This is a genomic window from Streptomyces sp. NBC_00102, from assembly GCF_026343115.1.
In the GTDB taxonomy this organism is placed as follows: Bacteria; Actinomycetota; Actinomycetes; order Streptomycetales; family Streptomycetaceae; genus Streptomyces.
Genome location: NZ_JAPEMC010000001.1, coordinates 39,508 through 64,633 on the forward strand (window position 1 = coordinate 39,508; position 25,126 = coordinate 64,633).

The following is a 25,126-nucleotide window of genomic DNA, read 5'->3' on the forward strand; positions in this document are numbered from 1 at the left end:
CCGGTACGAAGCAGCCCGAGGCCGATCCGGCAGAACGAGGTTCACCCTCCGTGTTCTACTACGTACTGAAGTACGCCGTGCTCGGCCCGCTGCTGCGGCTGCTGTTCAGGCCGCGTATCGAGGGGCTGGACCACATCCCCGAGGAGGGGGCCGCTATCGTCGCGGGCAACCACCTGTCCTTCTCGGACCACTTCCTGATGCCGGCCATTCTGAAGCGCCGCATCACCTTCCTGGCGAAGGCGGAGTACTTCACCGGCCCCGGGATCAAGGGGCGGCTGACGGCGGCGTTCTTCCACAGCATCGGCCAGATCCCGGTGGACCGGTCCGGCAAGGAGGCGGGGTCCGCGGCCATCCGTGAGGGGCTCGGGGTCCTCGCCAAGGGCGAACTGCTCGGGATCTACCCGGAGGGCACCCGTTCGCACGACGGGCGCCTCTACAAGGGCAAGGTCGGGGTCGCGGTGATGGCCATCAGGTCGGGCGTCCCGGTGATCCCCTGCGCGATGGTCGGCACCTTCGAGATCCAGCCGCCCGGCCAGAAGGTGCCCAGCATCCGGCAGGTCACGATCCGTTTCGGCGAGCCGCTGGACTTCTCCCGGTACGCCGGGCTGGACAACCAGAAGGCCGCGATCCGGGCCGTCACGGACGAGATCATGTACGCGATCCTGAACCTGTCCGGGCAGGAGTACGTGGACGAGTACGCGGCGAAGGTGAAGGCCGCGGGTGCGGCCGCGACGCGGAAGAAGCCGCCTCGCGCGGAGTCCTGACCAGTTGGACGCCGATGGCGGAATCGGCTGCCGGCGAAACACTCTGCCGGACCTCGGCCGCACCTCCTAGCGTTCCTTCCGTGAACACCAACAGGCATGCATGGGTCCTGGGGGCGACCGGTCAGATCGGACGGGCCGCCGTGACAGCACTGCTCGGGGACGGTTGGCGGGTGACCGCGGTCTCGCTCGGCGGAGGCCGTGACGCGGCGTGGCCCGACGACGTCCGCACGGTGGCGCTCGACCGCGATGTCGACGGCGCCCTGTCCGCCGCCCTCGGGGACGACTGCGACGTCCTGGTCGACATGGTGGGTTTCGACGGAGCCCACGCCCGCCAGCTCACCGCGCTGACCGGCCGCATAGGGTCGGCGGTGGTCGTCTCCAGCGGCGCGGTCTACACGGACGCGGAGGGGCGCGGCTTCGACACGGCGGGCGAGCCCGGTGGCGCCCCCCACTATCCGGTGCCGATACCCGAAGCCTGGACCACGATCGAACCAGGCGAATCGACGTACGCGGCTCGCAAGATCCTGCTGGAGCGCGAGCTGCTGTCGGCGGGCGAGGCGCTTCCGGTGACGGTGCTGCGGGCCGGCGCCGTCCACGGTCCCGGGTCCCGGGCACCGCGCGAGCTGTACTTCGTGAAGCGGCTGCTGGACGGCCGGCGTCGCCGGGTGCTCGCGTACGGAGGGAGGAGCGTCTTCCACCCCGCGCACACCTCCAACGTGGCGGAACTGATCCGCCTCGCCGCTCTGCGGCCCGGATCGAGGGTCCTCAACGCGGCCGACCCCGAGGCTCCGACGGTGGCGGAGATCGGCGAGCTGATCGACGCGGTGCTGGGCCTGGAGACGGAGACGCTGCTGCTGCCGGGGCCACCCGGCGCGGATCACGTCGGGGACACCCCGTGGACCATCCCGCACCCGGTGGTCTACGGCATGGCGGCGGCGGAGCGGGAGCTCGGCTATCGGCCGGTGACCACATACGCCGACGCCCTGCCCGGGAGCGTCGAGTGGCTGTCCTCGCGACTGTCCGGGCGGGAGTGGGCGGACGCCTTCCCGAAGATGCTCCAGCAGTACGGCCCCGCTCTCTTCGACTACGCGGCGGAGGACGCCTTGCTGGAACGTCACGACATGCGGTGAGACGGCGGCGCTCCCCAGGGGGTGCGGGCGACCGGAATCGCGTCCCGGCCCCCCGCACCCCGTTCTCCTGCGGCCTGTTAGGGCACGGGCGTGGCGTGCGGGGTGCACGTCACGTCGCGGCTGTCGGTGCGGCCGGTGAGCAGGTAGGTGTTCACCCGGTCGTTGACGCAGGTGTTCAGGAGACCGGTGACGCCGTGCGATCCGGCGTCCTTTTCGGTGATCAGCCGGGAGCCCTTGAACCGCTTGTGCAGTTCGACCGCTCCCTCGTACGGCGTGGCGGCGTCACGGGTGGACTGGACGATCAGGACGGGCGGGAGTCCCTTGCCCGTCTTCACCTCCAGAGGGGCCTGGCGCTTCGTCGGCCAGGTGGCGCAGGGGAGGTTCATCCACGCGTTGGCCCAGGTCAGGAACGGGTAGTCGCGGTGCAGCCGGGTGTTGTCCCTGTCCCAGGTGCGCCAGCTGGTGGGCCACGGCGCGTCCGCGCACTCGACCGCGGTGTACACGGCGTTGCCGTTCTCGGTGGCGGCGTTGCCCGCCAGGTCACTGAGGTCGGGGGCGATGGAGTCGACGAGTGCCTGGGTGTCGCCGGCCCGGTAGGCGCTCCAGGTCCGGGCGACGGGCGCCCAGGAGGAGTCGTAGTACGGCGCGCTCTGGAAGAACCCGATGAGCTCGGCGGGGCCGACGACGCCGCCGATGGGGTTCTTCTTGGCCGAGGCGCGCAGCTCGAGCCAGGCCTGCTCGACCTTCTGGGGCGTGTCGCCGATGTGGTAGACGGAGTCGTTGCGGGCGACCCACGCCTGCCAGTCCTCCCAGCGGGTCTGGAAGGCGACGTCCTGGTTGAGGTTGGCCTCGTACCAGATGTTGCTCCGGTCCGGGTTGACGACGCTGTCCACGATCATGCGGCGCAGGTGTCCCGGGAAGAGTGTGCCGTAGACCGCGCCCAGGTAGGTGCCGTAGGAGACGCCCAGGTAGTTCAGCTTCTTCTCGCCGAGCGCCGCCCGGATCACGTCCAGGTCGCGCGCGGTGTTGAGGGTGGTCATCTGCGGCAGCAGGTCGCCGCTGCGCTCGGCGCAGCCGGCCGCGTACTCGGCGGCGAGCTTGCGCTGGGCCCGCTTGTCCGCCTCGCTGTCGGGGACCGGGTCGGCCTTGGGGATCTTGACGTACTCCTGCGGGTCGGCGCAGGAGATGGGGGCGGAGTGGCCCACACCGCGTGGATCGAAGCCCACGAAGTCGTAGGCCGCGGCGACCTTGGTCCAGATCGGGTTCTTGTTGGTGATCCGGGTCGGGAAGCGCAGTCCGGATCCGCCGGGGCCGCCGGGGTTGTAGACGAGGGCGCCCTGGTGCTCGGCGGCCGTCCCGGTGCTCACGTGGCGGTCGACGGCCAGCTTGATCTGCTTCCCGTTCGGCTTCGTGTAGTCGATCGGGACGGTCACCCAGCCGCACTGGATGGGCTGGGCGAGCCCGTAGTCGGCGGGGCAGTCCGCCCAGTCGATGCCCGCGCGTGCGGCGCGTTCCGCTGCGATCGCGGCTCCACGCGCCTCGGCCGCGCCGGCGTTCCGGTCGGAGCCGGCCGCCGGCGCGGCCGTCATGCCCGCTATGAGCGTCCCCGCGATCAGAGTGCCGGCCGCGCCGAGCACTGCAGTGCGTCTCAAGTGGAACCTCCCCCATGGGTGTCGTGCCGCGTCGGAGCGGCACTGATCTACGGTTTCCCGCAGATCATTTCCCCTGTGAGGTTCCTGAGAACAGTGCGCCTCGGCTTTTCTTTACCCAACCGATAACCGGTAACAGCGGTACCGATCACCGGACTTGTCGACTCTGGATCACCAAGTCAATTTCGTTTCACCCGTGTTGAGCTGCGCCTACTCCGTCCAGTACGAGTTCCGTGGCCCGGTCCAGGACACCGCGCAGCAGCCGGGCGTCGGCGGCGACCGCGGTGACCAGTGCGGCGGGTCCTGCCAGCGGGGTGAGGACGGCAGTGGGGCCCAGAAGGCACGGAGCCACCGGCTTTTCCTCGAACTCCGGCAGCACGAAGAGCAGTTGACCGATGGCTCGATGGCCGCCCAGCACGGCCGGGCCGTCCCAGCCGTCCGGGGCGCCGGGGCCGTGGGCGAGCTCCTGGTCGAGGAGCGGGCGTCCCGCGCGCCGCACGGTGAGGCGGGTGGCCAAAGTGCCCGTGGGTTCGCCGTGGCGGCCGAGGACCTGCTCCTCCCTGAGCACCAGCCGTGCGGTGGGGGCGAGGTCGACGGTGGTGGTCATCCTCAGCTCGCTGCCGCGGGCGGAGATCAGTTGCTCGGGGAGCCAGCGCAGCTCCGCCCCCTCGCCCACCGTCAGCCGGACGTCGTAGTGGGCGGGCCCCGGGCCCGGGAGCGCCAGCGTGGCCGCGGCGGCACCGACGGCGAGCCGCGCCCCCCTCTCGGCCTCCACCTCGATGGCGAGTCGGTCGCCGCCCAGGGGCGCGCTCATGGCGCCGACGACCGTGACCCCCGCGTACGGGGCCGGGGCCCGGGTCCGGCGGAGCGCGAGGGGACCGTCGCTCTCCAGTACAGGCAGCGCGGTGGAGCCCCGCCCGTCCGGGGCGGCGCGGACGCGGGCGGTCGCGGTGACGCTCACGAGGACCAGGCGGCGAGCTGCGACCGTACCCATCCGGCGACCGGCGCGACTCCGTCGCCGGAGGTCAGCGAGGTGAAGACGACGGGCAGATCACCGCGCTGCTTGGCGGCGTCCTCGGCCATCCGGCCCAGGTCGGAGCCGACGTACGGGGCGAGGTCGGTCTTGTTGACGACGAGCAGGTCGGCGGTGGTGACGCCGGGGCCGCCCTTGCGCGGGATGTCGTCGCCGCCGGCCACGTCGATGACGAACACCTGGGCGTCCACCAGCCCCTTGGAGAAGGTGGCGGTGAGGTTGTCGCCGCCCGATTCGACCAGGATGAGGTCGAGCGGGCCGACGCTGTCCTCCAGGTCCTCGACGGCTTCGAGGTTGGCGGAGATGTCGTCGCGGATGGCGGTGTGCGGGCAGGCGCCGGTCTCGACCGCCTGGATGCGCTCGGGCGGGAGTACCGCGTTGCGGAGCAGGAACTCCGCGTCCTCGCGGGTGTAGATGTCGTTGGTGACCACGGCGATGGAGAACTCGGCGCGCAGGGTCCGGCAGAGGGCCGCGACGGTGGCGGTCTTGCCGGAGCCGACCGGTCCGCCCAGTCCGATGCGCAGGGCGCGGCGGCTGCCGTCGGGCCGTGCGGCGTCCGCGCCGACCGCGGCGGGCCCGTCGTGCGAGTGGTCGAGATGCATGGGGCGGCTCCTGGGAAAGGGGGCGTGGTCGTGCGTCATGAGGCGAAGAGGCGGACCGGCCAGGTGGCGTGGGTCTCTGCGGCGATGTCGAGCAGCGGGGCCGAGGCGGCGGGGAGGGCGTCGATGCCCTGGCGGGCCGCGGCGGCTGCCCTTTCGGCGACGCGGTCGAGTTCGGGGGCGAGGCGGGCGAGGACGGCGGTGGCCTCGAAGGGGTCGAGCGACAGGAGCCGGACGACGGCGGTGGAGGGCCCGCCGACCGCCTCGTACGCGGCGCAGTACGCGGCGTCCTCGGGGGTCAAGCCGGCTGAGGCCGCGGTGAGTCCGAGGACGACGGGCTGGTGGGCGCCGCGCGGCCGGGCCGCCGCGAGGGCGTCCAGGGCGGGACTCGGCCAGGTGGACCTGGCGGCCCGCATGAGCTGGCGTCCGAGCTTGCGGGCGGTGGCCCGCAGAGCGGGTGAGGGCGTGCGGGCGTCCGCGGCCTCGTCGAGCGCGAGCGGGTCGTGGCCCAGGGCCGCCGCCGCGGCGAGCGCGGCGGCGGTGAGCCCGGTGGTGTGCAGACGGCCCCGGCAGAATTCGGCGAGGTCGCCGGCGTCGCGGACGCGTCCCGCCGTGACGGCCGGTTCGGCTCCGCCGGAGTGGGCGTGGCCTCCGGCGGGGAACCGGCCGTCGGCGAGGACGAGCAGGGCTGCGCGTGACATCGGTCCCGCCCGATCAGAAGAGGAAGTAGCGCTGGGCCATGGGCAGTTCGGCGGCCGGTGCGGGTTCGACGAGGTCTCCGTCGATCGTCACGGCGAAGCTGTCCGGGTCGACCTGGACGCGGGGCAGCGCGTCGTTCTCCCGCATGTCGGCCTTGGTGACGCCCCGGGTGCTGGTGATCGGCACGAACCGCTTGCCGAGGCCGAGGCGTTCGGGCAGGCCGTCCTCGATCGCGGCGGTGGAGACGAAGTTGAAGGAGTTGGCGGCGGGAGCCCGGCCGACGGCCCCGAACATGGGGCGCGGCAGAACCGGTTGGGGGGTGGGGATGGACGCGTTGGCATCGCCCATCTGCGCGTACGCGATCTGGCCGCCCTTGATGACCAGTTGGGGCTTCACCCCGAAGAAGGCGGGGTCCCAGAGGACGAGGTCGGCGAGCTTGCCGGTCTCGACGGAGCCGATCTCGCGGTCGAGTCCCTGCGCCACCGCCGGGTTGATCGTGTATTTGGCGACATAGCGACGTACCCGGTGGTTGTCGGCCGCGCCGTCGCCGGGGAGTGCGCCCCGGCGGTTCTTCATCACGTGCGCGGTCTGCCAGGTGCGCAGGACGACCTCGCCGATCCGCCCCATGGCCTGGGAGTCGGAGGAGATGATCGAGATGGCGCCGAGGTCGTGCAGGATGTCCTCGGCGGCGATGGTGGAGGGCCGGATGCGGGACTCGGCGAACGCCAGGTCCTCGGGGACGGCGGGGTTGAGGTGGTGACAGACCATCAGCATGTCGAGGTGTTCCTCGATGGTGTTGACGGTGTGCGGGCGGGTCGGGTTGGTGGAGCTCGGCAGGACGTACGGCTCCGAGACGACGGTGATGATGTCGGGCGCGTGCCCGCCTCCGGCACCCTCGGTGTGGTAGGCGTGGATGGTGCGGCCCGCGATGGCGGCGAGGGTGTCCGCCACGAAGCCGGCCTCGTTGAGGGTGTCCGTGTGGATGGCGAGCTGGGCTCCGCTCTCCTCGCAGACCCGCAGACAGGCGTCGATGACGGCGGGGGTCGCCCCCCAGTCCTCATGGATCTTGAACCCGAGCGCTCCGCCGCGCAGTTGGGCCCGCATGGCCTCGTGGGACATGGTGTTGCCCTTGCCGAGGAGCCCGATGTTGACGGGGTACGCCTCCAGTGACGCGAACATCCGGGCGAGGTGCCAGGAGCCCGGGGTGACGGTGGTCGCCTTGGTGCCCTCGGCGGGCCCGGTTCCGCCGCCGACGAGGGTGGTGATCCCGGAGGACAGTGCCTGGTCCACCAGGGTCGGCGAGATGAAGTGGACGTGCGCGTCGATGGCGCCCGCGGTGAGGATCTTGCCGTTCCCGGCGATGATCTCCGTCTCGGGGCCGATGACGAGGTCGGGATGGACCCCGTCCATGGTGTCGGGGTTGCCGGCCTTGCCGATGCCGGTGATCCGTCCGTCACGGATGCCGACGTCCGCCTTGACGATCCCCCAGTGGTCGACGACGACCACACCGGTGATCACCGTGTCGGGAGCCCCCTCGGCGCGGGTGGTGCGGGCCTGCCCCATGGACTCCCGGATCACCTTGCCACCGCCGAACACCGCCTCGTCCCCGGCCCGTCCCGGGCCGCCCGAGCGGTCCTCCTCGATCTCCACGAGCAGGGAGGTGTCGGCGAGCCGGATGCGGTCGCCGGTGGTGGGGCCGAACAGGTCGGCGTACACGGCACGTTCGAGATCAGCCATCGAGGGCACCTCCGGTTTCGCCGCGCAGGCCGGGGACGACGCGCGCGCCGGCGATCGGGACGAGTTCGACGTCCACGGGGATGCCGGGCTCGAAGCGCACGGCCGTCCCCGCGGCGATGTTCAGCCGTAGGCCGTGGGCGGCCGGACGGTCGAAGTCGAGGCCGGGGTTGGCCTCGGCGAAGTGGTAGTGGGAGCCGACCTGAACGGGCCGGTCGGCCGCGTTGAGGACGGTGAGGCGGGTGACGGGACGGCCCTCGTTGATCGGCACGGCCCCGTCCGCGTACAGAATCTCTCCGGGAATCACGGTGCCCCTCAGACGATCGGGTCGTGGACGGTGACCAGCTTGGTGCCGTCCGGGAAGGTGGCCTCCACCTGCACGTCGTGGATCATCTCCGGGATGCCGTCCATGACGTCGGCACGGGTGAGCACCTTGCGTCCGGACGCCATGAGTTCGGCGACGGTCCGGCCGTCGCGCGCACCCTCCAGGATGTGCGAGGTGATCAGCGCGACCGCCTCCGGGTGGTTGAGCCGGAGCCCGCGCGCCCGGCGTCGCTCGGCGACGTCGGCGGCCACATGGATGAGCAGGCGTTCCTGCTCGTGCGGGGTGAGTTGCACGCTTCCACCTCATCGTCTCGCGCCCAAAGCCGGCCTGGGCGCGGTGGAACCCTTCGGGCGCCGACATGTGCGTCGGACGCCGGGCGGGCGTCACCGGCCAGGGAACGCACGTTAGGACCAAAGTTTTTCCGTCGCGTTAACTGGGCCGGTCCCGTTCCGGTGCCGTCGGGTACGGAGCCACCGCCCCGGCGGGCGGACCGGTCCACCGGACGGGTTCACCGGCGCGGCCTGCGCGGGCCGCCTCGTATACGGCGCGTACCCGCCCCGGATCGGCGGACGCGTGTGCGGGTGCGCCCTGCGCCGACATGGTCCGCCGGGCACACGGGTAGCCATCACCCGTGCGGTGCGGGGAGCGGCTGTCCGGCCACGGGGCCGCAAGGAGGAGGGTCGCCCCGATACCGGATGCATCGGCGTGATCCCGGCAGCGCGGCGAGCGTGCGTGCCAGGCGTCGCCCGGCAGACGGCACTTCGACGACCCGCCCCAGCCCATCGCCGTACGGCGGGTCGGGGAGCACCCCACCCATCCGCACCGCGCCCCACGAGGTGAAGCCCCGATGCTGCCCCCGGAGTTGCCGCCGCTGCCCGCACTGACCCGCGCGGAGGCGGAGTTCATCGACCGCTATCTCGCCGTCCTCGACCAGGTGGGCCGGATCAACCCCGCGCGGGCCGACGACACCTACGCGGCGCTCCGGGCGGCCCAGGCGCTGGCCTCGCACGCCGTGGCACTGCGGGACGCCCTGGCGTTGATGCACGAGCGCGGGGAGGCACAGATCCACGCGACCACCCTGGCGCGTGCACTGAGGGCTCTGGACGGGGAGCGACGGGCGGGGCGGGTCGCCGTACCGCCGGAGACGGAGAGGTGACGGCCGGAGCGCGGGGACATCGGTGGAGGAGCGTGGCCGGTCCCCGCATCGGGCATGGCGGGCACCACTTCGCGCACCGGGCGAGCGGCGAGATCCTGCTGGACGTGGGCGAGGGACAGGACGGTTCGGCCGTCCACCGCGCATCGTTGTCCGACGGGCGGATGGATCTCTTCCGCTACCCCTGGGACGACAGGTGCCTCCTCGATCTGTCACCCGACGGGCGCCACTTCATGACGGTCGATCACTCCCAGGGCGACATGGCCGTCCACACGTACCCGGACGGCGAGGTCGCCTTCACGCTCTCCGTCGACTCCTTCGGGTACGACCCGGAGCTGGTCTTCGTGGAGTGGGGCGGCGGCTATCTGGGCCCGGACACCGTCCTCGTCACTCTCGGCGGCGAGACCGAGGACGAGGAGGAGTGGTTCCGCCACTACCGCGTCGACGCGCACACCGGCAACGTCGGCGGGGTATTCGAGGCGCACGGCAGCGGCCCTTACGATCTCCAGCCCCTCGGGGACGGGTCCTGGCTCACCACCGGCCCGTCCGGCCACCCGGTCCGCCGGCGCGATGCGTAGGGCCGGTACCCCACGCGTCCCGTCGGGTCCGACCGCCAGGTTCCGGCAGGTTCCGGCAGGTTCGGGCCGCGGGGCCGAGGGGCGGGCCGACCGGAGCCGCTCCCCCCTTTCCGGCGACACGCCCGTACCGAATATCCGATTTTCCGCCCGTTCGGGGCAGGGGATCTGGCCTCCGTACGGCTCTCTCGAATTGCGCTCCCCGGAGTTCTCCCCACGGGCGAAGTACCGCACTCCGCAACCTCCGTGGAGGCTTCGGGGGTACGCGCCCCCGGTCTCGCCGGACGCTCCCCCACTCTCCCGGCGCAACCGCGGACGACCGTACTGACTGACTCTGTCACCTCGAAAATCCCGCGCGGGCTGAGTGAAGATCCCTGGGACGACAAGCCCCCGCCACCCTGACGGGGCGGTCCGCGCGGACGCCGAGTCCTGCCGCCGAGCGGATGACGGGTCGACAGGAGTGGATCGGCAGGAGTGGAGGACCCGAGCACAACGGGTCGACCGGGCAACCGGCCGTCCCTCGGGGTGAAGCCGCATCGCGCGGCCGGGCGACTTCGCCAGCCCGAACCCGACAGGTCATCCTTCACAGGCGGCTGACGAAGGGTTGCGCATGACTGCGCAGGTTCATGTCCCGTCTCTGCTCACCCGGGCCGGTACGGCCTCGGTCCTCACTCTGGCCCTGAGTTCGACCATGCTGGCCCCCGGCCTGGTGTCCGACGCCGAGGCCGCCGCCCAGTCGACGAAAGCGCTCCGGGTCGCCGCGTCCAAGAAGGGTGCTCCCTACCAGTGGGGTGCCACCGGCCCCCGCAGGTTCGACTGCTCCGGGCTGACGCTCTACTCGTTCAAGCGCGTGGGAAAGAAGCTGCCCCGCACGGCGCAGCAGCAGTACAACAAGACGCGCCACATCACCGCCTCGCAGCGCAGGAAGGGCGACCTGGTCTTCTTCCACTTCGGTCGCAACGTCTACCACGTGGGCATCTACGCCGGCAACGGGAAGATCTGGCACTCCCCCAAGACCGGTGCGGTGGTGCGGCTGGAGCGGATCTGGACGAAGCGGGTCTGGTACGGGCGGGTGCGCTGACGGACCCCGGACTCCGCCCGTCGGGCTCGTCGGTGTGAAGGGCCGGCCCGGACGCCGGGGACACGCGAGACACCGCCGGATCGCGTGTCCGCCCCGTCCGGGCCGGCCGGGTCCGGTGTCAGCCCCGGACCGGTACCGACCAGGGCAGCATGACCCACACGGTCTTGCCGCCTTCCCCGGTCGGTCTGACACCGAATCCTCCTCCGCACTCCTTGGCCAGGGCCCGGATGATCGCCAGACCGCGTCCGTTGTCCTGCTGCACGGCCGCGGGAAGTCGTCTGGGCCATCTGGGGTGGCTGTCGGTCACCTCCAGCCGCAGTTCCTCGTCGCGGTCGAGCACCAGCCGCACCGTGAAGGTGGGTGACTGGCCGAGTGTGTGCAGGACCGCGTTGGTGGCGAGTTCCGAGACGATCAGCTGGATCGTCCCGGCATCATCCGTGTCGTCGTGCATCCCCCACTCCGCGAGTACGCGGGCCACGTGTCTGCGGGCCGCGGACACCGACACCGGATCGCTCGGCAGGGTGACATGTGCTTCCTGATGGTCTGCCATGGCGACGCCGTCCCTTTCCGCCCGGGCGACCCCTATCGGCCCGGATTGTGCCTGGCGCCAGAGTGCCATCGCCCGGGCCCGCACAGGAACGATCTGCCGAGATATGCATATATCTATCGCTCAATGCGGTGAACTCCGGCTCACCGGGGCTCGAACATTCGGCACACTTGTCTCTCGGGCCGACCGGCGGAGGGGTCGGACGTGCCGCCCGGCGGAAGGAGACAGGAATGGGCAACGGCCCCGTCGTGCGCCGTCGCAAACTCGGTGAGGAGTTGCGGAGTCTGCGTCACTCGTCGGGACTCACCAGCCAGCAGGCGGCAGCGCTGCTCGGCTGGCACCAGTCGAAGGTGAGCCGGATCGAGACGGGGGCGAGCGGCGTGTCCCCGGCCGATGTGGGCCGCCTGCTCGACGCGTACGCCGTCGCCGACCCCGAACTGCGCACGCTGCTCTCCGCGCTGGCCGGATCGGCGGACGGCCGCGACACGGGCTGGTGGCACGCCTACCGGGGCGTCATTCCGCCGCAGTACCGCGATTTCATCGCCCTGGAGTCGCAGGCCGAGACGGCCAGGACCCTGGAGACCTCGGTGGTTCCCGGGCTGCTCCAGACAGCGGACTACGCGCGGTCGGTCACCGAGTCCGCCATGGACGGGATACCGGGGGACCATCTCGACGCCCTGGTCGAAGTGCGGCTCGCCCGCCAGTCGGTACTGCGGTGCGAGGACCCGCTCCGGCTCACCGCCGTACTCGACGAAGCGGTGCTGCGGCGCGAGGTGGGCGGACGTCGCGTGATGCGGACCCAGCTGGCCCACTTGGCGGCCATGTCGGAACTCCCGCATGTACGCATCCAGTTGGTTCCGTTCAGCGCCGGGGGGTACGTCGGACTGACCGGACCGTTCGTCATTTTCTCTTTTCCGACAACCTCTGCACTGGATGTGGTCGTTCTTGACCACTTGACGCGTAGTCACTATCTGGAGCGGAAAGAAGATCTGGAAGCGTACGGTTCCGCATTCAGCACCATGCGGGGACGGGCGCTCTCTCCCGAGCGGTCGAGGGACCTCATCACGGCGATCGGCCGCGAGGAGCGGCCGTGATCAACCGCCTCGGGCCCCGCCGGACCGACCGGGCGGGCCCGGCCGACGTCCACCGATACGGAGGAGCACCATGCCCGACCGCCCGGCACCGCCCGCCTCACCGTGGCACCGCAGCAGCCGCAGCACCGGTATGAACAACTGCGTGGAGACGGCCGTGCGCGGGCCGGGCCTGCTGCACGTACGCGACTCCAAGGACGTCGACCGGGCGCATCTGTCCTTCACCGCACCCGCCTGGAGCGCGTTCGTGGCCGGCCTCGGAGGCCCGGGAGGGGACCTGTCCTGAGGGGCCTCCGGCACGCGTGCCGGGGCCTTGGGGCCTTGGGGCCGTACGCCCAGAGGCCCCGGCGCCCGGCCCCGTCTCCCGCCGCCCCGCTCCGTCTCCCGCGCCCGGCCGGTCCGCGCCCCGCGGTCAGGCGGCGCCCCTCGGAGCCGTACGGACGATGGTGTCCAGGGCCGCGTCGACGAGGGCGTCCGTCAGGTCGGCCCGGGCGGTGAGCCGCAGACGCGAGATGCCGTCCGGGACCGACGGCGGGCGGAAGCAGCCCACCGCGATCCCTGCCTCCCGGCAGTCCGCCGCCCAGCGGACCGCCGACTCGGGCGAGGGGGCGCGTACCGACACCACCGCGGCGTCCGGGCGTGCCGCGTGCAGTCCGGCAGCGGTCAGCCGGTCGTGCATCCGGGCGGCCACTTCGCGCGCCCGGGCGGCGCGTTCCGGCTCCCTGCGCAGCACCGTGAGGCTCGCGAGCGCGGCACCGGCGGCGGCGGGTGCGAGTCCCGTGTCGAAGATGAACGTCCGGGCCGTGTTGACGAGATGACGGATCACCCGCGCGGGTCCCAGGACCGCGCCGCCCTGGCTGCCCAGGGACTTGGAGAGGGTGAGCGTGGCCACGAGCCCCTCGTCCCCCGCCAGCCCGCAGGCGGCCGGGGCGCCCCGCCCGCCGTCTCCGAGTACCCCGAGGCCGTGCGCGTCGTCGACGACCAGCCCTGCGCCCCTGCTCCGGCAGACCGCGGCGAGGGCGGTGAGCGGGGCCGCGTCGCCGTCGACGGAGAAGACCGAGTCGGTGACCACCAGGGCCGGCCCGGTGTGGGCTTCCAGGGCCTTGCCGACGGCCTCCGGGTCCGCGTGCGCCACGACCTCGGTCCGCGCGCGCGCGAGCCTGCAACCGTCCACGATCGAAGCGTGGTTGGACGCGTCGGACACGATGATGCCGTCCGCGCGGGACAGGGCGGTGAGCGCGGCCAGGTTCGCCGCGTAGCCGGAGGAGAACACCAGGGCGGCCTCGAAACCGCAGAATGCCGCCAGTTCTCGTTCGAGTTCCTCGTGGAGGGTGGTGGAGCCGGTGACCAGGCGTGACCCCGTGGCGCCCGCGCCCCACTTCCGCGCGGCTCCCGCCGCCGACCCGGTCACCTCGGGGTGCCGGGTGAGCCCGAGGTAGTCGTTGCTCGCGAGGTCCAGCACTTCGCTGGTGGCGGGTCGTGGGCGCAGCGTGCGGACGAGTCCGGCGGCGGCGCGGCGGCCGGACTCCTCCTCTGTCCAGTCGAACGGGGCGAAGGCCATCGGGGAGTCCCTTTTTGTAGGCAGCTCACAGAGCGTAGCCGGGGGCGCAGCCGGTCATGGTGTGGCAATACACACACACCCTCCCCCTCTCTCCTGTCGGGTTCCTCCTTGGCCGATGGCCCTGCCGTGGGTAAGGATCGACGCCATGGACCTGTTGAGCACGCTGGTGGACAAGGGGTTGCGGCGCGAACTGCCGACCCGTGAAGAGGCGCTCGCCGTACTGGCGACCTCCGACGACGAACTGCTCGACGTGGTGGCCGCCGCGGGCAGAGTGCGCCGTCAGTGGTTCGGGCGCCGGGTGAAACTCAACTATCTGGTCAACCTCAAATCGGGGCTCTGCCCGGAGGACTGCTCCTACTGCTCGCAGCGGCTCGGCTCCGAGGCGGGCATCCTCAAGTACTCCTGGCTGAAGCCCGATGAGGCGTCACGCGCGGCGGCGGCCGGGGTGGCCGGGGGCGCCAAGCGCGTCTGCCTGGTGGCGAGCGGCCGGGGCCCCACCGACCGGGACGTGGACCGGGTCTCCCGGACCATCGAGGCGATCAAGGACCAGAACGAGGGCGTCGAGGTGTGCGCCTGCCTCGGACTGCTCTCCGACGGGCAGGCCGAGAGACTGCGTTCGGCGGGAGCCGACGCGTACAACCACAACCTCAACACCTCCGAGGCTACTTACGGCTCCATCACCACCACCCACACCTATGCCGACCGGGTGGAGACGGTGCGGCAGGCGCAGGGCGCGGGGCTGTCCGCCTGCTCGGGGCTGATCGCGGGCATGGGCGAGAGCGACGAGGACCTGGTCGACGTGGTCTTCGCCCTGCGTCAACTCGACCCCGACTCCGTGCCGGTGAATTTCCTGATCCCGTTCGAGGGCACTCCGCTCGCCAAGGAGTGGAACCTCACGCCCCAGCGGTGCCTGCGGATCCTGGCGATGGTCAGGTTCGTCTGCCCGGACGTGGAGGTGCGGCTCGCCGGGGGCCGCGAGGTGCACCTGCGGTCGATGCAGCCGCTCGCGCTGCACCTGGTCAATTCGATCTTCCTGGGCGACTACCTGACCAGTGAGGGGCAGGCGGGGCAGGCGGATCTCGACATGATCGCCGACGCCGGATTCGAGGTGGAGGGTGCGGACACCACGACACTGCCCGGCCACCGGGCGGCGGTCGGCGCGGGCGCCGGTGCCGGCGCGGGGTGTGGGGGGCACGACGAATCTGCGGGCTGCGGCGACTCGGGCGGTTGCGGCGGCAGGACGGCAGCGGGCGGCGGCAGGACGGATGCGGGCGGCGGTTGCGGCCCGTGCGGTGGGTCGACGGCCGGGGAGGCGTCGGACGACGCTCCGTCCAAGGCTCAGGTGGCTGCCGCGGCGGCGCGTACGGACCTGGTGGCCGTACGCCGGCGGGGCGCGGGGACGGATCTCGCCCCCAATGCCTGACGCGTACGTCGGCGGTCCGGCCCGATCCACCGGGCCGGCCACCGGCCTCCCCCGCGTCCCGTCGCCCGCTCTGACGCCCGCCCGGCTGCGGTCGCTCGACCGGGCGCACGTCTGGCATCCCTACGGGCCGATGCCGGGGCGGCAGGAGCCGCTGATCGTGGAGTCGGCTTCCGGTGTCCGGCTGAGGCTGGCGGAACCCGCATACGGGCAGCGGGAGTTGGTGGACGGGATGTCCTCCTGGTGGTCCGCGGTGCACGGTTACAACCACCCGGTGCTGAACGAGGCGGCTCACGGACAGCTGGGGCGGATGAGCCATGTGATGTTCGGCGGGCTCACCCATGAGCCGGCCGTCCGGCTGGCCGCACGGCTGGTGGAGATCACCCCTGGCCCCCTCCAGCACGTCTTCCTCGCCGACTCGGGCTCCGTCTCCGTCGAGGTGGCGGTCAAAATGTGCCTGCAGTACTGGCGTTCGGCCGGGCGGCCCGCGAAACAGAGGCTGCTGACCTGGCGCGGCGGCTACCACGGCGACACCTGGCAGCCGATGTCGGTGTGCGATCCCGAGGGCGGGATGCACGAACTCTGGTCGGGGGTGCTCCCCCGGCAGGTCTTCGCCGACGCCCCGCCGGACGGCTTCGACGCGGAGGTCGACGAGACATACGCGCGGCATCTGCGCGAGCTGATCGGCCGTCATGCCCATGAGCTGGCCGCGGTGATCGTGGAGCCCGTCGTCCAGGGGGCGGGCGGCATGCGGTTCCACTCGCCCGGCTATCTGCGGGTGCTCAGGGAGGCTTGCGACGCACACGACGTACTGCTCGTCCTCGACGAGATCGCGACCGGATTCGGCCGCACGGGGCGGCTGTTCGCGGCCGAGCACGCCGGGATCGCCCCGGACGTCATGTGTGTCGGCAAGGCGCTGACCGGCGGCTACCTCACCATGGCGGCGACGCTGTGCACGACGAGGGTGGCCGAGGGGATTTCGCGCGGCGAGGTGCCCGTGCTCGCACACGGCCCGACCTTCATGGGCAACCCGCTCGCGGCGGCGGTCGCCTGTGCCTCGGTGGACCTGCTGCTCGGCCAGGACTGGCAGGCCGAGGTCGCACGGATCGGCACGGGGCTGCGGACCGGTCTGGCGGAAGCCGCCGGGCTGGCGGGGGTCGCGGACGTACGGGTCCTGGGCGCGATCGGGGTCGTACAGCTCGACCACGAGGTGGACATGGAGGCGGCGACCCGTGCGGCGGTGCGCGAGGGCGTGTGGCTGCGGCCGTTCCGGGACCTCGTGTACACGATGCCGCCGTACGTGACGGACGACGAGGACGTGGCGCGGATCTGCCGCGCCGTGTGCGCCGCGGCGCGGGAAGGATGACGATGACCATTCTGGTGGTGTCCGGCACGGGCACCGAGATCGGCAAGACGATCGTGACGGCGGCCGTGGCGGCCGCTTCGGGCGGCCGGGTCGCGGTGCTCAAGCCCGCGCAGACGGGGGTCGCTCCGGGCGAGCCCGGTGACGCGGCCGAGGTGGCGCGGCTGGCGGGCGGCGAGGTGACGACGGTCGAACTGGCCCGCTACCCGGAGCCGTTGGCGCCCGCTACGGCCGCACGGCGCAGCGGGCTCGCACCCCTTCGCCCGTACGAGATCGCCGATGCCGCGCAGAAGCTGGCGACGGAGCACGATCTGGTGCTGGTCGAGGGCGCGGGCGGTCTGCTCGTACGGTACGACGACGAGGGGGCCACGCTGGCGGACGCGGCCCGGCTGCTGGCGGCGCCGGTGCTGCTGGTGGCGGCTGCCGGGCTCGGCACGCTGAACTCCACCGCCCTGACCGCGGAGGCGCTGCGGGCCAGGGGCCTCACGTGCCCTGGTGTGGTGATCGGCAGCATGCCCACCGCCCCGGATCTGGCCACCCGGTGCAACGTGGACGACCTCCCCGTCGCGGCGGGCGCCCCGCTGGTGGGCGTGGTGCCGGCCGGCGCCGGATCGCTGCGACCCGCCGACTTCCGCTCCCAGGCGCCGACTTGGCTCGCTCCGGAGCTGGGCGGGGTGCGCGGGACCGGCTGACTCCGGGGTCCGGAGCGTACCGACCGCCGGGGCGCGGGCACGGGGGCGCCGGCGCCGGGGGCGGGCATGTGGTCTCTCCGGTGGCGGCTTCCGGGTCGGCCGCAGGTCGGCCCTCCCGGTCAGCCGCAGGTCGGCCCTCCCGGTCAGCCGCACCAGTCGTGCAGTTCGTCGGCGATGTCGCGTACGCCGGCCTTGCCCTCCTTCACCATGCGGGCCAGGTCGCGCACACGGTCCGGGGAGGTCTGGATGCGGAGCCCGGACGCGACCAGGTAGCCGTAGGCCACGGCGGAGGCGAACATCGCATTGGAGTGTTCCAATGCCGGTACATGCAACAGAAGTTGAAGCAGCGATGCCGCGCGTGCGTGGGGGCTGGTGTAGACCGGGCTGCCGAAGATCTCCGCCTCGTGCCGGCTGACTGCGGCAACGAGGGCGCCCCAGTCCGCGACGTGCGGATCTCCCGGAGTCCGGTGCTCGGCCACCATGAGCAGCCAGGAGAGATCGATGCGCAGGCTCTCGGGTCCGGGTGACGGTGATTCGGGTGACTCGTCGTGTTCCATGCAAGGAGACCGTCTCGGGAAGGGGGGAGCGCTCGGTCCGCGCGTGGGAACCCGTCGGTTCCGGACCCAGTATTCCTCAGGCCCGGAATGCGGAGCGAACCGCTGTGAGGCGCTTGCCCACGGGTCGAGCCGCGTGCGGTCGTTCCGCCTCGCGGAGATCGCCCACTGTTCGCGTTCCCAGCCCAGCGAGCGCCTCGTCGGTCAGCCACGGCGCACCGCGGTGGACATCGACCTCCCTACGGCCGCCGGCCCGCTTGGACCGGCAGGCGGCGCCCATGCCGGCCCGGGCATCCAGTGTCGAGCGAGGAACTCGGCCTCTCTCGCGGGCTCGCGGCGTCACTGGGGTTCCGCGATCGTGGGGGAGGCTCCCGTCGGGGCAGGCAAGGCTCCCCTCGGACACGCAGCGCACCCACGGCGGTCGGCGGGACTCGGGAGCGGCAGGCTCAGGAGCGGCGGAGTTCAGCGGGGGCAGCGGCGGCCTGGGACGCAGCAAGCCGGGCACGGTGTGCGCGGACCCGGCCGCGGCTGGCACAGGACGGGGACGGGCACCACCGGCGGCGGCCGGCCGGATCGGTGAAGACTCCGCGGCAATCGTCCTCGGGGCACGCCTTGAGGCCGTCCCGGTCCACACCGGCCAGATGGTCCACGGCCTGTCGCGCGATGCGGACGAGCGCGTCGTCGATGGTGGCCGGGGGGCGGCGGCGCAGACGGTCACCGCCGGTGAGTTCCACCCGGTCCTCGGCCCCGAGGAAGGCGCCCAGTTCCGCGATCGCCTCCTCGGGAGGAGTGCGGCCCTCGACGGTGGCGAGCGCCAGGGCGCGCAGGCACTCCCGCAGTCGCCATGTACGCCGCAGGTCCTCGGGGGTGACGTCGCGCCCGGGCGCCAGCTCGCTCGCCCGGAGCCACTCGGCCAGCCGCTCCGCCGAGTCGAGGCGCTCGACCGGGTGACTGCCGAAGGCGCGGCCCCGGGTGGCGAGGAGGTTGAGCCAGGTCGCCCCACAGTCGAAGCGGAAGTCGTACGGGTCGTCGGTCGCCATGTCGCACAGCCTATCGCCCCAGACGTAACGTCCGACCCGTTACGTCTGTTAGTTTCGTAACGCTCAGATCGTTACACCCTGACGAGGAGATCGACCATGCCCCGTTCCGGCTCCATCGGCACAGCCCCTCTCGCCGAGCGGCTGACGCCTGCCGTTCTCGACCGCGAGGAGGGATACCGGACGCTCGACGCCCTCCAGGCCCCAGCCACTCAGTCGCTCTTCCCCTGGCTGGAGGATGTGGCTCCCGGATTTCCCGACCATCTGATCACCACCCTTTTCGGCGGCATCTACCAACGCCCCGGGCTGTCCCCGCGCGAGCGGCAGCTGGCGAACCTGGCGGCACTGACCGCGCTCGGCAGCGTGGATCCGCAGCTCGCCGGGCAGGCGGTGACCTCACTCCGGGTGGGTCTGACACGCGAGGAGGTGGTGGAGGTCTTCGTCCACCTGACGCCATACGTCGGCGTGCCCAAGGCCCTGGCGGGGCTCCGGGTCGCCGTCGCCGCAATGGACGACGCCGCCCCGCACGGTGCGGAGCGGGAGGAGTCCCGGTGAGCGGAGAGACCCACGCCGCAGCCACGCAGTCCGTGAGGACCGTGCTCGGCGACATAGCGCCGGGCGACCTCGGCGCCTGCAACGCGCACGACCATCTCTTCCTGCTCAGTCCGTGTCTGCCCGGTGAGGAACTCGACGACGTGGAGGCGGCGCGGGCCGAACTCGACTCCTTCGCACTGGCCGGCGGAAGTGCCGTTGCGCAGTGGACGCCTTGGGGCATGGGGCGGCGATTGTCGGAGCTCCCCGCACTTTCCCGTGCCACCGGCGTCCACCTGATCGCGGCCACCGGCCTGCATCAGGCGAAGCACTACCGGGACGAGCGGTTCCCGCACGGCGTGGAGAAGCTGGCGGACCTGTTCGTCCGGGAGCTCACCCGCGGCCCGGTACGAGCGGGCCTGATCAAGGTAGCGGCCCCCTTCCACCGCTTGGACGCCCACGCCAACCGGACGATGGCCGCGGCCGCCCGAGCACACCACGCGACGGGCGCGCCGATCGGCGTCCACCTGGAGGGCGGCACCGCGGCCCTGGACACCCTCGATCTCCTCTGCGGCGACCACGGGGTCCCGGCCCACCGGGTGATCCTCGGCCACCTGCTCAGGTACCCCGACCCGGCCGTCCATCTGCGGGCCGCCGAAGCCGGGGCGTTCCTCGCGTTCGACGGGCCGTCCAGGGCGCATCACGCCGTCGACTGGCGGCTGTACGAGTGCGTGGCCGCTCTCGCCGACGCCGGGTACGCCGACCGCGTACTGCTCGGTGGTGACACCGTGGTGGCCTCCGCACGCGCGACGGCGGACGGGCCGGGGATGCGCCATCTCCTGGAGGGGATCCGTGGGCGCATCGCCCAGGAGATCGGCCCCGACGTCGCCCACGCGATTTTCGTGACGAACCCGGCCAATGCCTTCGCGGCACACTGGCGTGCCCCGGCAGCCGTCGTCCCCGACACCGGCCACGCCCACTGAGGGGCTTGGCCGATGCTCGCACGGTGAGGCCGAGCGGGAGTCGGGCCGGCGCACTCAGTGCGCGACGCGCTCCGTACCGAATTCCTCGGCGAAGACCGATTCGTACCGCCGCATGAAGTCGGCGGCCGCTTCGACGAAGGCGCGGCCCGCGTCCTCCCTGTCGGGTTCCGCGCGCTCCGCCAGGGAGCGGGTCACGGTCGCCCGCCCTTGTCCTGCGGCCTCGGCTGCGACGGCCTGGTCCACCCGGGAGTTCAACTGGGTTCTGGGCATTTCCCCAAGCTAGCCTCGCCCGGTCCGCCCGGGCAAGGGGACCGGGCAGCGCCCCCGCTCCGGGCCGGACGGCCGACCGCGCGCGGCGCCGGACCCGCGCCGCGCCAGGGCCGCGGCTCGGCCGCCCGTCCGACTGCGGCCGAGCCGTGAATTCCGCTCGACTGCCGCCGCTCGCCGATGGTGGGATGCGCGCATGAGTGATCTTTCGAAGAGCGACCTGTCGATACGCGCCGCCACCCCTGCCGACCTGGACGAAGTCCTCGCCTTCTGGAAGGAGGCCGCCGAGGGGACGAGCATCAGCGACGACCTGGACGGCATCGCGCGGCTGGTGGCACGGGACCCCGATTGCCTCCTTCTCGCGGAACGCGACGGCCGGCTCGCGGGGACGGTGATCGCCGGGTTCGACGGCTGGCGCTGCCATCTCTACCGGCTCGCCGTCCACCCTGAGCAGCGCCGGCGCGGTGTGGCCACCGCACTGCTTTCGGCCGCGGAGGAACGGTTCGTAAGCCTCGGCGGCCGGCGCGGGGACGCGATGGTCCTCGACGCGAACGAGCGCGCCCGGCATGCCTGGCGCGCGGCGGGGTACGAAAGGGAGTCCCAATGGAGCCGCTGGGTGAAGCCCCTGCCCCGCTGACAACCCCGGCGCGAGAAGGAACGGGGCCAGGGCGGAGCAGGCTCCGGGTACAGGTCCGGCTCACGGTCCGGGAGGTGGGGCGGTTCGGGCCGGGCCGGGACCCGACCACGACACTTTGCCGATCCTTTACTATGTCCTTCTATTCGATCGCCACAGTGATCGCGCGATTGCAGTGATCCAGTACTGCGGCCGGGTTCCGAGACGGCCATCAGTCCAGCGATCGGTGTATTCGATCCCCTGCCGAGAAAGGTGTGAGCGTCCGCCCATGGGCGAGCCTCCCAGTAGCCGAACCCGCCGGTGTCACGGACATCGCGCGATCCTCCGACCGCTGCCCGATCATGGGACGGAGGTGAACCGATGACCGAAGTGCTTCTGCTGCTCGTGGCCGTGCTGCTCTCGATCGCCTGCGGCGCCTTCGTCGCTGCCGAGTTCTCCCTGACGACCGTGGAGCGCGGCGACCTCGAACGAGCCGTGGAGCGGGGGGAGCGCGGCGCGGCCGGTGCCCTCAAGGCCGTCCGCAGCCTTACTTTCCAGCTCTCGGGAGCTCAGCTCGGCATCACCGTCACCAACCTGGTGGTCGGCATGCTGTCCGAATCGTCGATCGCCAAGCTCATCCGCGGACCGCTGGTGGCGATCGGGCTCTCCCCCAGCCTGTCGCGGTCGGTGGCGCTGGTCATCGGTACCGCCCTGTCCACGGTGGTCCTGATGGTGGTGGGTGAACTCGTCCCCAAGAACTGGGCGATCTCCTCGCCCCTGAAGGTAGCCAAGGCCGTCGCCACACCGCAGCGGGTCTTCACCGCGGTCTTCCGTCCTTTCATCAGCCATCTCAACAACACCGCCAACCGCATCCTGCGCCGCTTCGGCCTCGAACCGGCCGAGGAGCTGGCCTCCGCGAGGAGTCCGCAGGAACTGGCGGCTCTCGCACGTCACTCCGCGAAGGAGGGGGCACTGGAGGCGGACACCGCCGAACTGTTCGTCCGCACCCTCAACCTGGCCGAGCTCACCGCGGAGAACGTCATGACGCCACGGGTCCAGGTCACCGCGCTGGACCTGCAGGCGACCGCCGAGGACGTGGCGAACGCGACCCGGGCGACCGGACTGTCCCGCTTCCCGGTCTACCGCGGCAGCCTGGACACGGTCGTGGGCGTCGCGCACATCAAGGACGTCCTCGCGGTGCCCGCGGACCAACGGCCCCGCAAGAGCGTCTCCGACCTGCTGCGCGAACCCCTTCTCGTGCCCGAGACGCTCGGCGTCGACAAGCTGCTCGACCGTCTCTCCGGCCGCAAGCTCGCCATGGCCGTCGTCATCGACGAATACGGCGGCACGGCCGGTGTGGTGACCCTGGAGGACATCGTCGAGGAGGTCGTCGGCGAAGTTCGGGACGAGCACGACCCCCACGAGACGCCCGACCTGGCTCCCTCGGGGGAGGACGCCGACGGCCGCACCCTGTGGTCGGCCGACGGCGCGGCGCGCACCGACCAGCTCCGTACGATCGGCCTGCGCGCTCCGGACGGTCCGTACGAAACCCTCGCCGGGCTCATCGCCAACATGGTCGGCCGCATCCCCCGGGAAGGGGACAGCGTGGAACTGGCCGGATGGCGGATCGACGTCGTGGACGCTTCCGGGCGGCGCGCCGCACGCGCCCTGCTGCACGCGCCGCTCCCCGGCGAGGACCCCATGACGGAGGATGCCCGATGACCGTTCTCCAGCTCTTCATCGGACTGCTGACACTGGTCGTGAACGCCTTCTTCGTGGGCGCGGAGTTCGCCCTCATCTCGGTACGCCGGAGCCAGATCGAGCCGGCCGCCGAAGCCGGCGACCGTCGGGCCCGCAGCGTGCTGTGGGGGCTGGAACACGTCTCGGCGCTGCTCGCGGCGGCCCAGCTCGGCATCACCTTGTGCACCCTGGTGCTGGGCATCGTCGCCGAACCGGCCATCGCTCATCTGCTGGAGCCCGTGTTCGACGCGGTCGGGGTGCCCCACGGCCTGGTGCACCCGCTGTCGTTCGTCATCGCGCTGACGGTGGCGACCTATCTCCACATGCTCCTCGGCGAAATGGTTCCCAAGAACGTCGCGCTGGCCGACCCGGCGAAGGGTGCGCTGCTCCTCGGCCCGCCGCTGGTGGCCCTGGCCAGAGGGCTGCGCCCGGTGATCTTCGCGATCAACGCGTTCGCGAACCTGCTGTTGAAGCTCCTGCGGGTGGAGACCAAGAACGAGGTCTCCGCGACCTTCTCGGACGACCAGCTGGCACTGCTGGTCAGGGACTCCGGAGACGCCGGGCTGGTGGACGACCGGTCGGCCGAGCGGCTGCGGCACGCGCTGGAGCTGGGCAGTCGCCCTGTCCGGGACGTCGCCATGCCGATCGACCAGACGGTTTTCACCCGCGTGGGTACGACACCCGAGGAGTTGGAGCGGCTGTCGGCCGAATCCGGGTACTCGCGCTTCCCCGTGATGGACGGCGAGCAGCGGATACTCGGCTATCTCCACGTGAAGGACGCCCTGGACGCCGCCCCGCGCGACGTGCCGTTCCCGGTCTCCGCGATGCGCCCCATCGCCCGAGTACGGGCGGCGGCCCCGCTCGACGACGTGCTGACCGCACTCCGGCGCAGCCGTACGCACCTCGCGGCGGTGCTGGACGACGACGACCGGCTGGTCGGCACGGTCACCATGGAGGACGTGCTGCGCGAGCTGGTCGGACGGCCGCGGTCCGGCTGACCGGATCGCGCCGCCGCCGGGTCAGGTCGGCAGGCGGCCGGATCCGGCGGCTCCGGGCTCCGGGCTCCGGGCTCCGGGCTCCGGGCTCCGGGCTCCGCGATACGATCACTGAGCCATGGAAATGAATGCCACTTACACCAGTTTCGTCGCGGTCGGTGACTCGTTCACGGAGGGCATGTCGGACCTTCTGCCGGACGGTACGTACCGGGGCTGGGCCGATGTTCTCGCCTCCAGGCTGGCGGCTCGCTCCCCCGGCTTCCGGTACGCCAACCTGGCCGTCCGGGGCAAGCTCATCGGCCAGATCGTCGACGAGCAGGTGGAGTCCGCCGCGGCGCTGCAGGCGGATGTGGTGACCCTCGTCGGCGGCCTCAACGACACCCTCCGTCCCAAGTGCGACATGGGCATGGTGCGGGGGCGTCTCGAAGAAGCGGTGGAGCGCCTCGCGCCGTCGTGCAAGACGCTCGTGCTGATGCGCAGCCCGGGACGGAACGGCCCGGTGTTGGACCGCTTCCGCCCTCGCATGGAAGAACTGTTCGCGCTGGTGGACGACCTCGCCGGCCGGCACGGCGCCGTCGTCGCCGATCTCTACGGGGCGCCGTCGCTGGGCGATCCCCGGTTGTGGGACATCGACCGGCTCCACCTGACCGCGGAGGGACATCGCAGGGTCGCCGAGGCGGTCTGGCAGACGCTGGGGCTGCCTGCCGAGAGCGACTGGCGAAACCCCATGGGAGCGGCGGCGCGGGTCCGCTGGGGTACCCGGCGGATCGAGGACGTCCGCTTCGCCAGGCAGCACCTGGCGCCCTGGATCGGGCGCCGGCTCACCGGCAGGTCGTCGGGCGACGGCCGCTCCGGCGCCCAGTTCGACCCTGCCTCGGGCCGGGCCTTCTGGATCACCCCGGCAAACCCCGCCGACCCGGGCCCGGTGACCTCGTGGCGCCGTGACGACGCGTCGCGGGACGCTTGAGGGCCACACGCGACCGATCACGG

The 25,126-nt window shown here is 72.0% G+C and carries 28 protein-coding genes and 1 riboswitch; of the genes, 16 read left to right on the plus strand and 12 right to left on the minus strand.

Translation table 11 applies throughout. The annotated features are described in order from the left end of the window. Positions 1 to 50 precede the first annotated feature (50 nt). Together OHA55_RS00175 and OHA55_RS00180 are read left to right on the plus strand one after the other, a co-directional pair. Positions 51 to 764: a 1-acyl-sn-glycerol-3-phosphate acyltransferase gene (locus OHA55_RS00175; protein ID WP_266701556.1), complete on the plus strand. Its 714-nt coding sequence runs from the start codon at positions 51 to 53 to the stop codon at positions 762 to 764. Between the two features lie 80 nt (positions 765 to 844). Then, positions 845 to 1,894, plus strand: a complete 1,050-nt coding sequence (locus tag OHA55_RS00180; protein ID WP_266701558.1) for an NAD(P)-dependent oxidoreductase — start codon at positions 845 to 847, stop codon at positions 1,892 to 1,894. A gap of 77 nt (positions 1,895 to 1,971) precedes the next feature. On the opposite strand, the gene OHA55_RS00185 is transcribed toward OHA55_RS00180, so the two are convergent. From OHA55_RS00185 to OHA55_RS00215, 7 genes are all read right to left on the minus strand, one after another. Then, positions 1,972 to 3,546, minus strand: a complete 1,575-nt coding sequence (locus OHA55_RS00185; RefSeq protein WP_266701560.1) for an alpha/beta hydrolase — start codon at positions 3,544 to 3,546, stop codon at positions 1,972 to 1,974. A 187-nt stretch (positions 3,547 to 3,733) separates the two neighbouring features. Next, on the minus strand, positions 3,734 to 4,504 hold the full coding sequence (locus OHA55_RS00190; protein ID WP_266710369.1) for an urease accessory protein UreD: 771 nt from the start codon (positions 4,502 to 4,504) through the stop codon (positions 3,734 to 3,736). Then, positions 4,501 to 5,178 (minus strand): urease accessory protein UreG, encoded by a 678-nt coding sequence (gene ureG / locus OHA55_RS00195; RefSeq protein ID WP_266701562.1) that lies wholly within the window; start codon positions 5,176 to 5,178, stop codon positions 4,501 to 4,503. Before ureG ends, OHA55_RS00190 begins: the two co-directional genes overlap by 4 nt. Before the next feature lie 35 nt (positions 5,179 to 5,213). Next, a complete protein-coding gene (locus OHA55_RS00200; RefSeq protein ID WP_266701564.1) occupies positions 5,214 to 5,876 on the minus strand; it encodes an urease accessory protein UreF in 663 nt (220 codons plus the stop codon). 13 nt (positions 5,877 to 5,889) lie between these two features. Further along, positions 5,890 to 7,611 (minus strand): urease subunit alpha, encoded by a 1,722-nt coding sequence (locus OHA55_RS00205; RefSeq protein ID WP_266701566.1) that lies wholly within the window; start codon positions 7,609 to 7,611, stop codon positions 5,890 to 5,892. Beyond that, a complete protein-coding gene (locus OHA55_RS00210; protein ID WP_266701568.1) occupies positions 7,604 to 7,915 on the minus strand; it encodes an urease subunit beta in 312 nt (103 codons plus the stop codon). The genes OHA55_RS00205 and OHA55_RS00210 overlap by 8 nt, the downstream gene beginning before the upstream one ends. A gap of 8 nt (positions 7,916 to 7,923) precedes the next feature. Then, positions 7,924 to 8,226 carry an urease subunit gamma gene (locus OHA55_RS00215; protein WP_266701570.1) on the minus strand — a complete coding sequence of 101 codons (303 nt, stop codon included), beginning with the start codon at positions 8,224 to 8,226 and terminating at the stop codon, positions 7,924 to 7,926. Between the two features lie 554 nt (positions 8,227 to 8,780). On the opposite strand from OHA55_RS00215, the gene OHA55_RS00220 reads away from it, so the two are divergent. The 3 genes from OHA55_RS00220 to OHA55_RS00230 all read left to right on the plus strand — a co-directional run bounded on the left by OHA55_RS00220 (position 8,781) and on the right by OHA55_RS00230 (position 10,742). Then, complete coding sequence (locus OHA55_RS00220; protein ID WP_266701572.1) at positions 8,781 to 9,089, plus strand: hypothetical protein; 309 nt, start codon at positions 8,781 to 8,783, stop codon at positions 9,087 to 9,089. A gap of 32 nt (positions 9,090 to 9,121) precedes the next feature. Next, entirely contained in the window at positions 9,122 to 9,664 is a 543-nt protein-coding gene (locus tag OHA55_RS00225; protein WP_266701574.1) for a hypothetical protein, read from the plus strand. A gap of 420 nt (positions 9,665 to 10,084) precedes the next feature. Then, positions 10,085 to 10,268, plus strand: a riboswitch (cyclic di-AMP (ydaO/yuaA leader). 3 nt (positions 10,269 to 10,271) lie between these two features. Further along, on the plus strand, positions 10,272 to 10,742 hold the full coding sequence (locus tag OHA55_RS00230) for a C40 family peptidase (protein WP_266701576.1): 471 nt from the start codon (positions 10,272 to 10,274) through the stop codon (positions 10,740 to 10,742). Positions 10,743 to 10,860: 118 nt separating this feature from the next. Here the strand turns inward: OHA55_RS00230 and OHA55_RS00235 are convergent, their stop codons facing one another. Further along, a complete protein-coding gene (locus OHA55_RS00235; RefSeq protein WP_266701578.1) occupies positions 10,861 to 11,292 on the minus strand; it encodes an ATP-binding protein in 432 nt (143 codons plus the stop codon). Between the two features lie 227 nt (positions 11,293 to 11,519). On the opposite strand from OHA55_RS00235, the gene OHA55_RS00240 reads away from it, so the two are divergent. Then, the gene (locus OHA55_RS00240; protein WP_266701580.1) at positions 11,520 to 12,383 is read left to right on the plus strand and encodes a helix-turn-helix transcriptional regulator; all 864 of its coding nucleotides are present in this window, start codon (positions 11,520 to 11,522) and stop codon (positions 12,381 to 12,383) included. Positions 12,384 to 12,453: 70 nt separating this feature from the next. Next, entirely contained in the window at positions 12,454 to 12,666 is a 213-nt protein-coding gene (locus OHA55_RS00245) for a DUF397 domain-containing protein (RefSeq protein WP_266701582.1), read from the plus strand. A 126-nt stretch (positions 12,667 to 12,792) separates the two neighbouring features. Here the strand turns inward: OHA55_RS00245 and OHA55_RS00250 are convergent, their stop codons facing one another. Further along, the gene (locus OHA55_RS00250; protein ID WP_266701584.1) at positions 12,793 to 13,941 is read right to left on the minus strand and encodes an 8-amino-7-oxononanoate synthase; all 1,149 of its coding nucleotides are present in this window, start codon (positions 13,939 to 13,941) and stop codon (positions 12,793 to 12,795) included. Positions 13,942 to 14,086: 145 nt separating this feature from the next. On the opposite strand from OHA55_RS00250, the gene bioB reads away from it, so the two are divergent. The 3 genes from bioB to bioD all read left to right on the plus strand — a co-directional run bounded on the left by bioB (position 14,087) and on the right by bioD (position 17,416). Continuing rightward, positions 14,087 to 15,364, plus strand: a complete 1,278-nt coding sequence (gene bioB / locus OHA55_RS00255; protein ID WP_266701586.1) for a biotin synthase BioB — start codon at positions 14,087 to 14,089, stop codon at positions 15,362 to 15,364. Between the two features lie 130 nt (positions 15,365 to 15,494). Further along, entirely contained in the window at positions 15,495 to 16,727 is a 1,233-nt protein-coding gene (locus OHA55_RS00260; RefSeq protein WP_266710370.1) for an adenosylmethionine--8-amino-7-oxononanoate transaminase, read from the plus strand. A 2-nt stretch (positions 16,728 to 16,729) separates the two neighbouring features. Beyond that, positions 16,730 to 17,416, plus strand: a complete 687-nt coding sequence (gene bioD / locus OHA55_RS00265; RefSeq protein WP_266701588.1) for a dethiobiotin synthase — start codon at positions 16,730 to 16,732, stop codon at positions 17,414 to 17,416. 143 nt (positions 17,417 to 17,559) lie between these two features. Here the strand turns inward: bioD and OHA55_RS00270 are convergent, their stop codons facing one another. Together OHA55_RS00270 and OHA55_RS00275 are read right to left on the minus strand one after the other, a co-directional pair. Beyond that, positions 17,560 to 17,973, minus strand: a complete 414-nt coding sequence (locus OHA55_RS00270) for a fic family toxin-antitoxin system, toxin component (protein ID WP_266701589.1) — start codon at positions 17,971 to 17,973, stop codon at positions 17,560 to 17,562. Positions 17,974 to 18,416: 443 nt separating this feature from the next. Continuing rightward, a complete protein-coding gene (locus OHA55_RS00275; RefSeq protein WP_266701591.1) occupies positions 18,417 to 19,010 on the minus strand; it encodes a CGNR zinc finger domain-containing protein in 594 nt (197 codons plus the stop codon). A 96-nt stretch (positions 19,011 to 19,106) separates the two neighbouring features. Here OHA55_RS00275 and OHA55_RS00280 point away from each other — a divergent pair, with 96 nt between their 5' ends. Continuing rightward, the gene (locus OHA55_RS00280; protein WP_266701592.1) at positions 19,107 to 19,562 is read left to right on the plus strand and encodes a carboxymuconolactone decarboxylase family protein; all 456 of its coding nucleotides are present in this window, start codon (positions 19,107 to 19,109) and stop codon (positions 19,560 to 19,562) included. Further along, positions 19,559 to 20,521, plus strand: coding sequence for a phosphotriesterase (locus OHA55_RS00285; protein WP_266701593.1), 963 nt, complete (start codon positions 19,559 to 19,561; stop codon positions 20,519 to 20,521). The genes OHA55_RS00280 and OHA55_RS00285 overlap by 4 nt, the downstream gene beginning before the upstream one ends. 54 nt (positions 20,522 to 20,575) lie before the next feature. Here the strand turns inward: OHA55_RS00285 and OHA55_RS00290 are convergent, their stop codons facing one another. Beyond that, complete coding sequence (locus OHA55_RS00290; RefSeq protein WP_266701594.1) at positions 20,576 to 20,791, minus strand: antitoxin; 216 nt, start codon at positions 20,789 to 20,791, stop codon at positions 20,576 to 20,578. Positions 20,792 to 20,984: 193 nt separating this feature from the next. On the opposite strand from OHA55_RS00290, the gene OHA55_RS00295 reads away from it, so the two are divergent. The 4 genes from OHA55_RS00295 to OHA55_RS00310 all read left to right on the plus strand — a co-directional run bounded on the left by OHA55_RS00295 (position 20,985) and on the right by OHA55_RS00310 (position 25,103). Next, on the plus strand, positions 20,985 to 21,425 hold the full coding sequence (locus tag OHA55_RS00295; RefSeq protein ID WP_266701595.1) for a GNAT family N-acetyltransferase: 441 nt from the start codon (positions 20,985 to 20,987) through the stop codon (positions 21,423 to 21,425). Positions 21,426 to 21,782: 357 nt separating this feature from the next. Next, a complete protein-coding gene (locus OHA55_RS00300; RefSeq protein WP_266701596.1) occupies positions 21,783 to 23,123 on the plus strand; it encodes a hemolysin family protein in 1,341 nt (446 codons plus the stop codon). Then, on the plus strand, positions 23,120 to 24,139 hold the full coding sequence (locus tag OHA55_RS00305; protein WP_266701597.1) for a hemolysin family protein: 1,020 nt from the start codon (positions 23,120 to 23,122) through the stop codon (positions 24,137 to 24,139). Before OHA55_RS00300 ends, OHA55_RS00305 begins: the two co-directional genes overlap by 4 nt. A gap of 115 nt (positions 24,140 to 24,254) precedes the next feature. Next, positions 24,255 to 25,103, plus strand: coding sequence for an SGNH/GDSL hydrolase family protein (locus tag OHA55_RS00310; RefSeq protein ID WP_266701599.1), 849 nt, complete (start codon positions 24,255 to 24,257; stop codon positions 25,101 to 25,103). The last annotated feature ends 23 nt before the right edge of the window (positions 25,104 to 25,126 follow it).

What these genes read in the sequence shown, in the direction of transcription:
- ureG (WP_266701562.1), bottom strand. Translation starts at nt 5,178, where the DNA reads ATGCATCTCGACCACTCGCACGACGGGCCCGCCGCGGTCGGCGCGGAC.
- OHA55_RS00200 (WP_266701564.1), bottom strand. Translation starts at nt 5,876, where the DNA reads ATGTCACGCGCAGCCCTGCTCGTCCTCGCCGACGGCCGGTTCCCCGCC.
- OHA55_RS00205 (WP_266701566.1), bottom strand. Translation starts at nt 7,611, where the DNA reads ATGGCTGATCTCGAACGTGCCGTGTACGCCGACCTGTTCGGCCCCACC.
- OHA55_RS00220 (WP_266701572.1), top strand. Translation starts at nt 8,781, where the DNA reads ATGCTGCCCCCGGAGTTGCCGCCGCTGCCCGCACTGACCCGCGCGGAG.
- OHA55_RS00230 (WP_266701576.1), top strand. Translation starts at nt 10,272, where the DNA reads ATGACTGCGCAGGTTCATGTCCCGTCTCTGCTCACCCGGGCCGGTACG.
- OHA55_RS00235 (WP_266701578.1), bottom strand. Translation starts at nt 11,292, where the DNA reads ATGGCAGACCATCAGGAAGCACATGTCACCCTGCCGAGCGATCCGGTG.
- OHA55_RS00240 (WP_266701580.1), top strand. Translation starts at nt 11,520, where the DNA reads ATGGGCAACGGCCCCGTCGTGCGCCGTCGCAAACTCGGTGAGGAGTTG.
- OHA55_RS00245 (WP_266701582.1), top strand. Translation starts at nt 12,454, where the DNA reads ATGCCCGACCGCCCGGCACCGCCCGCCTCACCGTGGCACCGCAGCAGC.
- OHA55_RS00250 (WP_266701584.1), bottom strand. Translation starts at nt 13,941, where the DNA reads ATGGCCTTCGCCCCGTTCGACTGGACAGAGGAGGAGTCCGGCCGCCGC.
- bioB (WP_266701586.1), top strand. Translation starts at nt 14,087, where the DNA reads ATGGACCTGTTGAGCACGCTGGTGGACAAGGGGTTGCGGCGCGAACTG.
- OHA55_RS00260 (WP_266710370.1), top strand. Translation starts at nt 15,495, where the DNA reads ATGCCGGGGCGGCAGGAGCCGCTGATCGTGGAGTCGGCTTCCGGTGTC.
- bioD (WP_266701588.1), top strand. Translation starts at nt 16,730, where the DNA reads ATGACCATTCTGGTGGTGTCCGGCACGGGCACCGAGATCGGCAAGACG.
- OHA55_RS00270 (WP_266701589.1), bottom strand. Translation starts at nt 17,973, where the DNA reads ATGGAACACGACGAGTCACCCGAATCACCGTCACCCGGACCCGAGAGC.
- OHA55_RS00275 (WP_266701591.1), bottom strand. Translation starts at nt 19,010, where the DNA reads ATGGCGACCGACGACCCGTACGACTTCCGCTTCGACTGTGGGGCGACC.
- OHA55_RS00280 (WP_266701592.1), top strand. Translation starts at nt 19,107, where the DNA reads ATGCCCCGTTCCGGCTCCATCGGCACAGCCCCTCTCGCCGAGCGGCTG.
- OHA55_RS00290 (WP_266701594.1), bottom strand. Translation starts at nt 20,791, where the DNA reads ATGCCCAGAACCCAGTTGAACTCCCGGGTGGACCAGGCCGTCGCAGCC.
- OHA55_RS00295 (WP_266701595.1), top strand. Translation starts at nt 20,985, where the DNA reads ATGAGTGATCTTTCGAAGAGCGACCTGTCGATACGCGCCGCCACCCCT.
- OHA55_RS00300 (WP_266701596.1), top strand. Translation starts at nt 21,783, where the DNA reads ATGACCGAAGTGCTTCTGCTGCTCGTGGCCGTGCTGCTCTCGATCGCC.
- OHA55_RS00305 (WP_266701597.1), top strand. Translation starts at nt 23,120, where the DNA reads ATGACCGTTCTCCAGCTCTTCATCGGACTGCTGACACTGGTCGTGAAC.
- OHA55_RS00310 (WP_266701599.1), top strand. Translation starts at nt 24,255, where the DNA reads ATGGAAATGAATGCCACTTACACCAGTTTCGTCGCGGTCGGTGACTCG.